The 13,069-nt window shown below is 51.1% G+C and carries 11 protein-coding genes; 7 read left to right on the top strand and 4 right to left on the bottom strand.

The features are described from left to right. Positions 1–129: 129 nt before the first annotated feature. From epd to srsR, 7 genes are all read left to right on the top strand, one after another. Positions 130–1,149 carry an erythrose-4-phosphate dehydrogenase gene (gene epd / locus BGE37_RS00700; RefSeq protein ID WP_000218480.1) on the top strand — a complete coding sequence of 340 codons (1,020 nt, stop codon included), beginning with the start codon at positions 130–132 and terminating at the stop codon, positions 1,147–1,149. A 49-nt stretch (positions 1,150–1,198) separates the two neighbouring features. After that, positions 1,199–2,362, top strand: coding sequence for a phosphoglycerate kinase (gene pgk / locus BGE37_RS00695; protein ID WP_000111269.1), 1,164 nt, complete (start codon positions 1,199–1,201; stop codon positions 2,360–2,362). A gap of 214 nt (positions 2,363–2,576) precedes the next feature. Beyond that, positions 2,577–3,656 (top strand): class II fructose-bisphosphate aldolase, encoded by a 1,080-nt coding sequence (gene fbaA, locus BGE37_RS00690; RefSeq protein ID WP_000034372.1) that lies wholly within the window; start codon positions 2,577–2,579, stop codon positions 3,654–3,656. Between the two features lie 357 nt (positions 3,657–4,013). Beyond that, positions 4,014–4,874: a small-conductance mechanosensitive channel MscS gene (gene mscS, locus BGE37_RS00685; RefSeq protein ID WP_000389817.1), complete on the top strand. Its 861-nt coding sequence runs from the start codon at positions 4,014–4,016 to the stop codon at positions 4,872–4,874. 138 nt (positions 4,875–5,012) lie between these two features. Then, a complete protein-coding gene (argO, locus tag BGE37_RS00680; protein ID WP_000493350.1) occupies positions 5,013–5,648 on the top strand; it encodes an arginine exporter ArgO in 636 nt (211 codons plus the stop codon). Between the two features lie 92 nt (positions 5,649–5,740). Next, the gene (locus BGE37_RS00675; RefSeq protein ID WP_000669834.1) at positions 5,741–6,481 is read left to right on the top strand and encodes an oxidative stress defense protein; all 741 of its coding nucleotides are present in this window, start codon (positions 5,741–5,743) and stop codon (positions 6,479–6,481) included. Positions 6,482–6,648: 167 nt separating this feature from the next. Continuing rightward, positions 6,649–7,545 carry a LysR family transcriptional regulator SrsR gene (srsR, locus tag BGE37_RS00670; protein WP_000350807.1) on the top strand — a complete coding sequence of 299 codons (897 nt, stop codon included), beginning with the start codon at positions 6,649–6,651 and terminating at the stop codon, positions 7,543–7,545. On the opposite strand, the gene scpC is transcribed toward srsR, so the two are convergent. From scpC to scpA, 4 genes are read right to left on the bottom strand one after another with little or no spacing between them, the layout of a single operon-like run. Then, complete coding sequence (gene scpC, locus BGE37_RS00665; protein WP_000449950.1) at positions 7,542–9,020, bottom strand: propionyl-CoA:succinate CoA transferase; 1,479 nt, start codon at positions 9,018–9,020, stop codon at positions 7,542–7,544. The genes srsR and scpC overlap by 4 nt on opposite strands. Before the next feature lie 23 nt (positions 9,021–9,043). Then, complete coding sequence (gene scpB / locus BGE37_RS00660) at positions 9,044–9,829, bottom strand: methylmalonyl-CoA decarboxylase (protein WP_000122080.1); 786 nt, start codon at positions 9,827–9,829, stop codon at positions 9,044–9,046. A gap of 10 nt (positions 9,830–9,839) precedes the next feature. Beyond that, positions 9,840–10,835, bottom strand: a complete 996-nt coding sequence (meaB, locus tag BGE37_RS00655; protein WP_039021540.1) for a methylmalonyl Co-A mutase-associated GTPase MeaB — start codon at positions 10,833–10,835, stop codon at positions 9,840–9,842. After that, positions 10,828–12,972, bottom strand: a complete 2,145-nt coding sequence (scpA, locus tag BGE37_RS00650) for a methylmalonyl-CoA mutase (protein WP_105276716.1) — start codon at positions 12,970–12,972, stop codon at positions 10,828–10,830. The genes meaB and scpA overlap by 8 nt, the downstream gene beginning before the upstream one ends. Positions 12,973–13,069 lie beyond the last annotated feature (97 nt).

Below are 13,069 nucleotides of genomic sequence, written 5' to 3'. Positions count from 1 at the left end.
GTTTCAGTCGATTAAATGTTCGACAATTAACCAATCAGTCGCAGTTTGCGACAGGTAAGGTTTCCCCGGACGATTTGCTGGATTACTCTGTCTGGCAAATTTGCTCAGGGAAAACCTTGCAGGAGATCTATGACCGTACGCGTAGCGATAAATGGCTTCGGTCGCATCGGGCGTAATGTGGTTCGTGCTTTGTATGAATCCGGACGCCGGGCGGAAATTACCGTGGTGGCAATCAACGAACTGGCGGATGCTGCGGGCATGGCGCATTTGTTGAAATATGACACCAGTCATGGCCGTTTTGCATGGGAAGTACGACAGGAACGCGATCAACTTTTTGTTGGTGATGACGCCATCCGCGTATTGCATGAACGTTCACTGCAATCGCTCCCATGGCGTGAACTGGGCGTCGATGTGGTTCTCGACTGCACCGGCGTATATGGCTCCCGCGAGCATGGCGAAGCACATATTGCCGCCGGGGCCAAAAAAGTGCTCTTTTCACATCCTGGCAGTAACGATCTCGATGCGACCGTTGTTTACGGCGTCAATCAGGATCAACTTCGTGCGGAACACCGCATCGTTTCTAACGCTTCCTGTACCACGAATTGCATAATTCCCGTCATCAAATTGTTAGATGATGCGTACGGTATTGAGTCCGGCACTGTGACCACAATTCACTCCGCCATGCACGATCAACAGGTTATTGATGCATACCATCCTGACCTGCGTCGCACCCGGGCAGCCAGCCAGTCGATCATTCCGGTCGATACTAAACTGGCCGCCGGTATCACACGATTTTTTCCGCAATTTAACGATCGCTTTGAAGCGATTGCGGTACGTGTGCCAACCATAAATGTGACGGCAATCGATTTAAGCGTGACGGTGAAGAAACCTGTAAAAGCCAATGAAGTCAACCTGTTGCTGCAAAAAGCAGCACAAGGTGCATTTCATGGTATAGTTGACTATACGGAATTGCCGTTGGTCTCTGTAGATTTTAACCACGATCCGCACAGTGCCATTGTCGATGGCACCCAAACCCGGGTCAGTGGCGCACACCTGATCAAAACGTTGGTCTGGTGCGATAACGAATGGGGCTTTGCTAACCGAATGCTCGACACGACGTTAGCTATGGCTACTGTTGCTTTCAGGTAAGACGCAAGCAGCGTCTGCAAAACTTTTAGAATCAACGAGAGGATTCACCATGTCTGTAATTAAGATGACCGATCTGGATCTTGCTGGGAAACGTGTATTTATCCGTGCGGATCTGAACGTACCAGTAAAAGACGGGAAAGTAACCAGCGACGCGCGTATCCGTGCTTCTCTGCCGACCATCGAACTGGCCCTGAAACAAGGCGCGAAAGTGATGGTAACTTCCCACCTGGGTCGTCCTACCGAAGGCGAGTACAACGAAGAATTCTCTCTGCTGCCGGTTGTTAACTACCTGAAAGACAAACTGTCTAACCCGGTTCGTCTGGTTAAAGATTACCTCGACGGCGTTGACGTTGCTGAAGGTGAACTGGTTGTTCTGGAAAACGTTCGCTTCAACAAAGGCGAGAAGAAAGACGACGAAACTCTGTCCAAAAAATATGCTGCACTGTGTGACGTGTTCGTAATGGACGCATTCGGTACTGCTCACCGCGCGCAGGCTTCTACTCACGGTATCGGTAAATTCGCTGATGTTGCGTGCGCAGGCCCGCTGCTGGCAGCTGAACTGGACGCGCTGGGTAAAGCACTGAAAGAACCTGCTCGCCCGATGGTGGCTATCGTTGGTGGTTCTAAAGTATCTACCAAACTGACCGTTCTGGATTCCCTGTCCAAAATCGCTGACCAGCTGATCGTGGGTGGTGGTATCGCTAACACCTTTATCGCGGCACAAGGCCACGATGTGGGTAAATCCCTGTACGAAGCTGACCTGGTTGACGAAGCAAAACGTCTGCTGACCACCTGCAACATTCCGGTTCCGTCTGACGTTCGCGTAGCAACTGAGTTCTCTGAAACTGCACCGGCTACCCTGAAATCTGTTAACGATGTGAAAGCTGACGAGCAGATCCTGGATATCGGCGATGCTTCTGCGCAGGAACTGGCTGAAATCCTGAAGAATGCGAAAACCATTCTGTGGAACGGCCCGGTTGGCGTGTTCGAATTCCCGAACTTCCGCAAAGGTACTGAAATCGTGGCTAACGCTATCGCAGACAGCGAAGCGTTCTCCATCGCTGGTGGCGGTGACACTCTGGCAGCAATCGACCTGTTCGGCATTGCTGACAAAATCTCCTACATCTCCACTGGCGGCGGCGCATTCCTCGAATTCGTGGAAGGTAAAGTACTGCCTGCAGTAGCGATGCTCGAAGAGCGCGCTAAGAAGTAAAAAATCACAGGGCAGGGAAACCTGCCCTTGTTGCAGCGCGCTTTTAGAGCACGCATTTTTTCATACTCTAAATAATTCGAGTTGCAGGAAGGCGACAAGAGAGTGAATCCTCAGGAGCTTACATAAGTAAGTGACTGGGGGGAGCGAACGCAGACGCAGCACATGCAACTTGAAGTATGACGAGTATAAGGCCCGACGATACAGGACAAGAGACATGTCTAAGATTTTTGATTTCGTAAAACCTGGCGTAATCACTGGTGATGACGTACAGAAAGTTTTCCAGGTAGCAAAAGAAAACAACTTCGCACTGCCAGCAGTAAACTGCGTCGGTACTGACTCCATCAACGCCGTACTGGAAACCGCGGCTAAAGTTAAAGCGCCGGTTATCGTTCAGTTCTCCAACGGTGGTGCTTCCTTTATCGCTGGTAAAGGCGTGAAATCTGACGTTCCGCAGGGTGCTGCTATCCTGGGTGCGATCTCTGGTGCGCATCACGTTCACCAGATGGCTGAACACTATGGTGTTCCGGTTATCCTGCACACCGACCACTGCGCGAAAAAACTGCTGCCGTGGATCGACGGTCTGCTGGACGCGGGTGAAAAACACTTCGCAGCTACCGGTAAGCCGCTGTTCTCTTCTCACATGATCGACCTGTCTGAAGAATCTCTGCAAGAGAACATCGAAATCTGCTCTAAATACCTGGAGCGTATGTCCAAAATCGGCATGACTCTGGAAATCGAACTGGGTTGCACCGGTGGTGAAGAAGACGGCGTGGACAACAGCCACATGGACGCTTCTGCACTGTACACCCAGCCGGAAGACGTTGATTACGCATACACTGAGCTGAGCAAAATCAGCCCGCGCTTCACCATCGCAGCGTCCTTCGGTAACGTACACGGCGTATACAAGCCGGGTAACGTTGTTCTGACTCCGACCATCCTGCGTGACTCTCAGGAATATGTTTCCAAGAAACACAACCTGCCGCACAACAGCCTGAACTTCGTATTCCACGGCGGTTCCGGTTCTACTGCTCAGGAAATCAAAGACTCCGTAAGCTACGGCGTAGTGAAAATGAACATCGATACCGATACCCAATGGGCAACCTGGGAAGGTGTTCTGAACTATTACAAAGCGAACGAAGCTTATCTGCAGGGTCAGCTGGGTAACCCGAAAGGCGAAGATCAGCCGAACAAGAAATACTACGATCCGCGCGTATGGCTGCGTGCCGGTCAGACTTCGATGATCGCTCGTCTGGAAAAAGCATTCCAGGAACTGAACGCGATCGACGTTCTGTAAGATATTCCTTTCTGCTTACCTCAAGGCCCGCTCTGCGGGTCTTTTTTTCGCCAAAAGCAAAATTGCCTGATGCGCTACGCTTATCAGGCCTACATGTATCCTGCAATATACTGAATTTACAGGCTTTTGTAGGCTGGATAAGGCGTTCACGCCGCATCCGGCATGACAAAGTGCACATTGATATCTGTCTGAGCCCCGCTCTGCGGATCTTTTTTCACCATAAGCAAGGTGATGCAGATGAGAAATCTGTGATCTATTTGGCAAAATTATGCTTTATTGTTTACCCTTGTCAGACTGCCCGTCATAAGGCGGCGGAGTGTATTTCTCCATTTTGAGTCAGTTGAAAAGGAATATTGAATGGAAGATTTGAATGTTGTCGATAGCATAAACGGCGCGGGGAGCTGGCTGGTGGCTAACCAGGCGCTGCTGCTAAGTTATGCAGTAAACATCGTGGCGGCACTCGCGATCATCATCGTTGGTTTGATTATCGCGCGGATGATTTCCAACGCGGTGAATCGCCTGATGATCTCCCGTAAAATCGATGCCACCGTTGCTGATTTTCTTTCTGCATTAGTCCGTTACGGAATTATCGCCTTTACGCTAATCGCTGCACTGGGGCGCGTGGGCGTACAAACCGCGTCAGTCATTGCTGTACTCGGTGCCGCAGGCTTAGCTGTTGGTCTGGCTTTGCAGGGGTCACTGTCTAACCTGGCCGCTGGCGTGTTACTGGTCATGTTCCGCCCGTTCCGTGCCGGAGAATATGTTGACCTCGGCGGCGTAGCCGGTACTGTGCTGAGCGTGCAGATTTTCTCCACCACCATGCGTACTGCAGACGGTAAAATTATCGTTATTCCGAACGGTAAAATTATTGCTGGGAATATTATTAACTTCTCCCGCGAGCCAGTTCGCCGTAACGAATTTATTATTGGCGTGGCGTATGATTCCGATATCGATCAGGTTAAGCAGATCCTGACCAATATTATCCAGTCTGAAGACCGCATTTTGAAAGATCGCGAAATGACTGTGCGTCTGAACGAACTTGGCGCATCGTCGATTAATTTCGTGGTCCGCGTCTGGAGCAAAAGCGGCGATCTACAAAACGTGTACTGGGATGTGCTGGAGCGTATTAAACGTGAATTTGATGCCGCCGGTATCAGCTTCCCGTACCCGCAAATGGATGTGAACTTTAAGCGGGTGAAAGAAGACAAAGCTGCATAATCAACGCTGAGGCCAGATAATACTCTCTGGCCTCTCTCTTATTAGTTTTTCTGATTGCCAATTAATATTATCAATTTCCGCTAATAACAATCCCGCGATATAGTCTCTGCATCAGATACTTAATTCGGAATATCCAACGTGTTTTCTTATTATTTTCAAGGTCTTGCACTTGGGGCGGCTATGATCCTACCGCTCGGTCCACAAAATGCTTTTGTGATGAATCAGGGCATACGTCGTCAGTACCACATTATGATTGCCTTACTTTGTGCTATCAGCGATTTGGTCCTGATTTGCGCCGGGATTTTTGGTGGCAGTGCGTTATTGATGCAGTCGCCGTGGTTGCTTGCGCTGGTCACCTGGGGCGGCGTAGCCTTCTTGCTGTGGTATGGTTTTGGCGCTTTTAAAACAGCAATGAGCAGTAATATTGAGTTAGCCAGTGCCGAAGTCCTGAAGCAAGGCAGATGGAAAATTATCGCCACCATGTTGGCAGTGACCTGGCTGAATCCGCATGTTTACCTGGATACTTTTGTTGTACTGGGCAGCCTTGGTGGGCAGCTTGACGTCGAACCAAAACGTTGGTTTGCGCTCGGGACAATTAGCGCCTCTTTCCTGTGGTTCTTTGGTCTGGCTCTTCTCGCAGCCTGGCTGGCACCGCGCCTGCGCACGGCAAAATCACAGCGCATTATCAATCTGGTAGTGGGATGTGTTATGTGGTTTATTGCCTTGCAGCTGGCGAGAGACGGTATTGCGCATGCACAAGCCTTGTTCAGTTAGGCGCTATCTGATGGAAAAATAAAACAGAGGCGCTAAGCTTGCCTCCAGAGGTCCTGAATTTTGGGCAAGTCAATTAACACGGAGAGACTAACGTGAAGTTCAAAGTTATCGCCCTGGCGGCATTAATGGGTATTAGCGGGATGGCAGCGCAGGCTAACGAATTGCCGGATGGACCGCATATTGTCACCTCCGGTACGGCAAGCGTGGATGCGGTGCCAGACATTGCCACTCTTGCGATTGAAGTCAACGTGGCCGCGAAGGATGCCGCTACTGCCAAGAAACAGGCGGATGAGCGCGTCGCACAATACATTTCCTTCCTTGAACTCAATCAGATCGCGAAAAAAGATATCAGCTCAGCGAACTTACGCACCCAGCCAGATTATGATTATCAGGATGGTAAAAGTATCCTGAAAGGCTACCGTGCTGTGAGAACGGTGGAAGTCACGCTCCGTCAGTTAGACAAACTGAATTCCTTGCTGGATGGTGCGCTGAAGGCGGGTCTTAACGAAATTCGTTCTGTATCGCTGGGCGTGGCGCAGCCGGATGCCTATAAAGACAAAGCGCGTAAGGCAGCGATTGATAACGCGATTCATCAGGCGCAGGAACTGGCGAACGGCTTTCATCGTAAACTAGGGCCGGTATATAGCGTGCGCTACCATGTTTCCAACTATCAGCCCAGCCCAATGGTGCGGATGATGAAAGCCGATGCCGCGCCGGTCTCAGCCCAGGAAACTTACGAGCAGGCTGCTATTCAGTTTGATGATCAGGTCGATGTGGTCTTCCAGTTAGAACCTGTGGATCAACAACCCGCTAAAACACCTGCCGCACAATAATACTTGTAGCCCGACGTATTGGTCGGGCTAATGCCTTTACCCGATATTGCCTCCTTTTTCTGTAATTTTCTGTAAAACCATGACGTAATCACCTATCTTTGCTCGCGGTTTCATCAAGGATAGGCTAACTGAAACGGTTAAGCGGACAAGGATGCGGGGGAGCTGGGATGGACATTTTTATTTCGAAAAAGATGCGCAATTTCATTTTATTAGCGCAAACTAATAATATTGCCCGGGCGGCAGAAAAAATCCATATGACGGCTTCGCCATTTGGCAAAAGCATTGCCGCGCTGGAAGAACAAATTGGCTATACGCTATTTACCCGCAAAGATAATAATATCAGCCTCAATAAAGCCGGGCAGGAACTGTATCAAAAACTGTTCCCGGTTTATCAACGGCTTTCTGCGATTGATAATGAAATCCATAACTCAGGACGTCGTTCACGAGAAATTGTGATAGGCATAGATAATACTTATCCGACCATTATTTTTGATCAGTTGATTAGTCTCGGAGATAAGTACGAAGGCGTGACCGCCCAGCCAGTTGAGTTCAGCGAAAACGGCGTTATCGATAATCTTTTTGACCGTCAGTTAGATTTTATAATCTCCCCACAGCATGTATCTGCACGAGTTCAGGAACTGGAAAATCTGACTATCAGTGAACTACCACCGCTGCGATTGGGCTTTCTCGTTTCTCGCCGTTATGAAGAGCGACAAGAGCAAGAGTTGCTTCAGGAGCTACCCTGGCTACAAATGCGCTTTCAGAACCGGGCCAACTTCGAAGCAATGATTGATGCGAATATGCGTCCTTGTGGGATCAATCCCACCATTATTTATCGACCTTACAGTTTTATGGCCAAAATCAGCGCCGTGGAGCGCGGACATTTTCTGACGGTGATCCCGCATTTTGCCTGGCGACTGGTGAATCCGGCAACGCTGAAATATTTTGATGCGCCGCACAGGCCGATGTATATGCAGGAATATCTTTATTCAATCAGAAATCATCGTTATACCGCCACGATGCTTCAGCATATTGCTGAAGATCGTGACGGGACGAGTCATTAACCCAGCATCGAGCCGGTTGCAATTAAATTACGGTGTAAATCGAAGACGTGGCTAAGATCGTGGTGAATATGTCCGCCGGGCGCATTTTCCAGATAGCGATGCAGATAATCCCGATACATAGGATGTGCACAATTATCAATGATGGTGCGGGCGCGTTGAAGCGGGGAAAGACCACGCAGATCGGCGATCCCTTGTTCGGTGATGATCACTTTGACGCTGTGTTCGCTGTGATCAACATGGCTGCACATTGGCACGACGGTTGAGATCTTGCCTTCTTTAGCAATCGACGGGGCCATAAAGATCGACAGATACGCGTTGCGTTCAAAATCACCGCTGCCACCGATGCCGTTCATCAGATCGACCCCGGCTACGTGCGTTGAGTTGGCATGCCCGTAAATATCAAACTCCAGGCCGACGTTCAGAGCGATGACGCCCAGACGACGGATGATTTCCGGGTTATTGGAAATCTCCTGCGGACGCAACACAATGCGGCTGGCAAAGTAATCCATATTGTCGTAAATCTTGCGCAGGGAATCGGCCGAGATAGTCAGGCTGGAGGCGCTGGCCCCGCTGATTTTGCCCGTTTCCAGTAAATGCACCACCGATTCCTGTAGCACTTCCGAATACATCATGAACGGAGGAATTTCCGGGTTTTCCCCTAGTCGCGCCATGACTGCATTATTGATATTGCCCACGCCACTTTGCAGCGGCAGAAATTCCGGCGGAATACGCCCATGCGCCATTTCCTGCAACAAGAACGTGACCACGTTATCGGCAATCTGCTGGCACATGGGATTTTGCTTATCCAGCATATTACCGGCGTCGGGCAAGTTGGTTTCCACGACGGCGACAATCTTTTTCGGATCGATTTGCACATAGCGGGTACCGACGCGATCCATTGCATGGAAGATCGACACGCTATTGCGCCGCGGTGGCGCGCCAGGAATCACAATATCCGCCAGTTCTGCAACGCGCGGATCGTGATAGTGATTGAGTTCAATGATCACTTTCTTCGCCCGCAGCAGCCAGGTCGGCGCATTACCGATCCCGCTGGTTAACCAGACTCGACCATCCGGTGCCAGTGCCGATGCTTCAATGACGGCAACATCAATTTCGCCGAAGAAACCGTAATTGACCATTTGCGCCACTTCGCTCAAATGCAGGTCAACGAAACTCACCGCGCCCTGATTGATCTTTTTACGTAAACCGGACGATGTTTGATATGGCGCACGCCAGGAAACAGCATCGGCGTCAGAAAGTACATCGTCAGCGGCGGCGCTGATTGACGCCCCCGTCAGTAGGCGGATTTGATACGGCTTTTTGGCCTCATGCTGTTCGTTAGCTCTGCGGGCAATGGCGGTGGGAAGGGCTTTCGGCGAACCCGCCGGGGTAAAGCCGCTAAATGCCACCATGTCGTTATGCTGGATAATTTCTGCCGCTTCATCGGCGGTCATCCTTGTCCACTGAGTTTCCATTTTTACTCCTTCGTTCGCAGGGATTAATGACCAACGAAATTAGGTTTACGTTTTTCGAGGAAAGCGTTCATCCCTTCCTGGTAATCTTCGCTGTCATAAACCGCGCGGCGCATCCCCTGAATACGTTCAAATTCATCGGAGTTCATGGTGTGCGCTTCGCCCAGTACACGCAGTTCTTCTTTGATAACGGCAATGGCTAACGGCGCTTTCTCAGAGATGTGGTGCGCCATTTGTAAGGTGAAATCTTCCAGTTCTTCCACTTCCACAACATGGTTGAGGATGCCGACAGCCAGCGCGCGCTGGGCTGTGATTGGCGAAGCGGTAAAAATCAGCTCTTTGACAATGTGGAAGCCCGCGTCGCGGGTCAGGTTGTGAATGCCGACCAGGTTATACGGGACGCCGAGGTTTACAGGCGTCATTGAGAAGGTTGAGGTACTGGCGGCGATGATCAGATCGGAACTCATGATCATTTCAAATGCGCCCCCCCAAACACTACCTTCCACCATCGAAATGATCGGTTTCGGGAATTTTTGGATCATGCGGGTGATTTGACGCAACGGATCATCATAGGAGAGCGGATCGCGACCGCCAGACGGCAGTTCGTGAATATCGTGACCTGCGGAGAAGACTTTGGATCCACTCGGCGCGCGCAAAATGATACAGCGAATTTCCGGCCGGTTGAGATCGCTTAATGCCTGCATAAGATCATCAATAAAGACTTTACTTAAGGCATTAAGTTTTCGGCCATAGTTAAACTCAATGACCGCCACTTTGTTGATAGTGACAACGTTCACATACTGATAAGACATAAAAATTCCTTTAATCAAAATATTGCGTCTGGATAAATTCACTGAGCTGTCGCAGGCCGGTGCGCGGTGAGAGCGTATTGTTTTTGACCGCTAAAAGCGTCTGGCGGTAATAGCGATCGAAATCTTCATTCGCGAACAGGTGATTCAGTACTTCTTCTTCGGTTTGTTTACGCAGCCATTCCACCGATTGTTGTTGCCGCACTTGCTGTAAACGACCACTGGCAGTTAGCGCGGTTTTGAAGTCGATGATGGCGTGCCAGATCTCATCGATTCCACGTTTTTCCAGTGCGCTACAAGTCAGAACTCGTGGCTGCCATTCGTCGTATTTACGTCGCAGAATATGCAGGGCACTCTCGTACATATGCCGGGCAATGGCGACATTGGTATGGTTATCGCCATCGTCTTTGTTGATAACGATCAGATCTGCCACTTCCATCAGCCCCTTTTTAATCCCCTGCAGATCATCGCCGCCACCGGCAATTTGCAACGAGATAAAACAGTCCACCATGCGGGCGACTTCCGTTTCCGACTGTCCGACGCCAACCGTTTCGACAATCACTACGTCATAACCCGCCGCTTCGCATAACAGCATTAATTCCCGCGCTCGCTGACTGGCACCGCCCAGATGGCCGGAGGATGGTACCGGGCGAATAAACGCCGCCTCGGCACGCGCCAGGTCATTCATGCGGGTTTTATCTCCGAGAATGCTACCGCCAGTGACCGGGCTGCTGGGATCGACCGCAATAACTGCAACCTTTAATCCCTCACGAATCAACAACATGCCAAAGGCTTCAAGAAAGGTGCTTTTCCCCGCACCGGGTGTGCCAGTAACGCCCAGTCGCAGGGCGTTACCGCAGTACGGCATAATGGCATCAAGTAGTTGCGTACTTAGCGCCTGATGACGCGGGTGACGGCTTTCCACCAGCGTCATGGCCTGGGCGAGCGTGGCACGCTCACCCTGACGTAAGCGGCGAATACTTTCTGCCAGCGTGGCTTCATTAATCATGATGCTGGCTTATCAGATTCAGTACGTCGCGCACGCTGTCGAGCATAGGCGTACCTGGACCATAAATCGCCGCCACGCCGCGCTCCTGCAGGAAGGCGTAATCCTGCGGCGGAATGACGCCACCCGCGACCACGCAGATATCTTCGCGTCCCCATTTTTTCAGCGCTTCGACCAGTTCCGGGATCAGCGTTTTATGACCGGCAGCCAGTGAAGATGCGCCCACTACGTGAACGTCGTTTTCTACTGCCAGGCGAGCGATCTCTTCAGGTGTAGAGAACATCGGGCTTAAATCTACGTCGAAACCGAGATCGGAATAGGCGCTGGCGATCACTTTCGCGCCGCGATCGTGCCCATCCTGGCCCATTTTGGCGATCAGAATGCGCGGGCGACGACCATTGTCGGCAAGGAACTGCTCCGTTTGCGCAACAATAGCATCGAACTCGGAGGCCGATTTCTCAGACTGATGATAGCTTTGCGCAATCACGCCGGTAACACACTGGCTTGGCACCAGATAACGGTCGAAAGCGGCTTCCAGCGCATCGGAAATTTCACCCAGGGTGGCGCGAACGCGAGCGGCATTAACAGCGGCAGCCAGCAGGTTTTCGTTATGCTGTGCGGCGTGAGTCAGGGCGTTCAACGCGGCGGTTACGGCGGCATCATCACGGGTGGCGCGAATGCGTTCCAGCGAAGCAATTTGCTCGTTACGCACCATCACGTTGTCGATCTCAAGTACATCGGTTTCGTCTTCGTGATCCAGTTTGTACTTGTTGACACCAACGATGACACGCTTGCCCTGGTCGATCAACGACTGTTCGCGCGCGGAGGCCTCTTCGATCATTCGTTTTGGCAGACCTGCTTCGATCGCTTTCGCCATGCCACCGGCTTCGTCGATCTGTTGGATAATGGCTCTGGCTTGTTTGACGATTTGATCGGTCAGCGATTCAACGTAATAGGATCCGGCCAGTGGATCGACGGTGCGGCAGAGTTCTGATTCTTCCTGAATGATGATCTGGGTATTGCGGGCAATGCGTGCTGAGAAATCGGTAGGCAAACCAAGCGCTTCATCAAAGGCGTTGGTATGCAGTGACTGAGTACCGCCCAGCGTTGCAGCCAGTGCTTCAATGGTGGTGCGGATAACGTTGTTATACGGATCCTGTTCAGTCAGGCTCCAGCCTGAGGTCTGGCAGTGGGTACGCAGCGCCAGTGATTTCGGATCCTGTGCGCCAAATCCACTGACCGCTTCGCTCCATAAATAACGTGCCGCACGCAACATGGCGACGTTCATAAACAGATCCATGCCAATGCCGAAGAAAAACGACAGGCGAGGAGCGAAGTCATCAATTTTCAGCCCAGCGGAGATTGCTGCTTTGATGTACTCAATCCCATCAGCGAGCGTAAATGCTACCTGCTGCACGCAGTTGGCACCCGCTTCACCCATATGGTAACCGCTGATACTGATGGTATTAAATCGCGGCATGTTGCCGGAACACCAGGCGATGATGTCTGCGATAATACGCATTGACGGTTTTGGCGGGTAAATATAGGTGTTGCGGCAAAGATACTCTTTGAGGATATCGTTTTGAATGGTGCCGGTCAGTTTATCGGGTGTAACACCTTGCTCTTCTGCGGCGACAATATAAAACGCCAGTACTGGTAGTACTGCGCCATTCATGGTCATCGAAACCGACATTTTATCCAGCGGGATCTGGTCGAACAGGACTTTCATATCTTCCACGGTGTCGATAGCAACGCCCGCTTTGCCGACGTCGCCCGCCACGCGCGGGTTATCGGAGTCGTAGCCACGGTGGGTGGCAAGGTCAAACGCAACGGAAAGACCTTTTTGCCCGGCGGCCAGGTTACGGCGATAAAAAGCGTTGGACTCTTTTGCTGTTGAAAATCCAGCATACTGACGGATGGTCCACGGTTGGGCGGTATACATAGTGGCACGCGGGCCACGAACGTAGGGCGGCAAACCAGGAAGGGTACCTGTCACTTCCAGATTATCGAGATCGGCTTCAGTATACAGCGGCTTGATGGCGATCCCTTCTGCGGTTTGTTGAACCAGCGAGTCGACAGTTTTCTCCCGACGACTCAATTCCTTGTTGGCAATCTGTTGCCACTCCTGCACGTTAGACATTATTTGCTCCATAAAACGCAATCAAAATGAGGGTATTTGCGCTTACGGTGAGCTTTTTACGTGGGTTTGTCGCCAGCAAAAAAAATGCATTCAGACG

It is taken from the genome of Escherichia sp. MOD1-EC6300, from assembly GCF_002965045.1.
Taxonomy (GTDB): domain Bacteria; phylum Pseudomonadota; class Gammaproteobacteria; order Enterobacterales; family Enterobacteriaceae; genus Escherichia; species Escherichia coli_F.
This window is presented reverse-complemented; position numbering and strand designations above follow the sequence as displayed.

Excerpts from the sequence above, each read along its gene's own strand:
- scpC (WP_000449950.1), bottom strand. The coding sequence starts at position 9,020 with ATGGAAACTCAGTGGACAAGGATGACCGCCGATGAAGCGGCAGAAATT.
- scpA (WP_105276716.1), bottom strand. The coding sequence starts at position 12,972 with ATGTCTAACGTGCAGGAGTGGCAACAGATTGCCAACAAGGAATTGAGT.
- mscS (WP_000389817.1), top strand. The coding sequence starts at position 4,014 with ATGGAAGATTTGAATGTTGTCGATAGCATAAACGGCGCGGGGAGCTGG.
- meaB (WP_039021540.1), bottom strand. The coding sequence starts at position 10,835 with ATGATTAATGAAGCCACGCTGGCAGAAAGTATTCGCCGCTTACGTCAG.
- epd (WP_000218480.1), top strand. The coding sequence starts at position 130 with ATGACCGTACGCGTAGCGATAAATGGCTTCGGTCGCATCGGGCGTAAT.
- pgk (WP_000111269.1), top strand. The coding sequence starts at position 1,199 with ATGTCTGTAATTAAGATGACCGATCTGGATCTTGCTGGGAAACGTGTA.
- srsR (WP_000350807.1), top strand. The coding sequence starts at position 6,649 with ATGGACATTTTTATTTCGAAAAAGATGCGCAATTTCATTTTATTAGCG.
- scpB (WP_000122080.1), bottom strand. The coding sequence starts at position 9,829 with ATGTCTTATCAGTATGTGAACGTTGTCACTATCAACAAAGTGGCGGTC.
- fbaA (WP_000034372.1), top strand. The coding sequence starts at position 2,577 with ATGTCTAAGATTTTTGATTTCGTAAAACCTGGCGTAATCACTGGTGAT.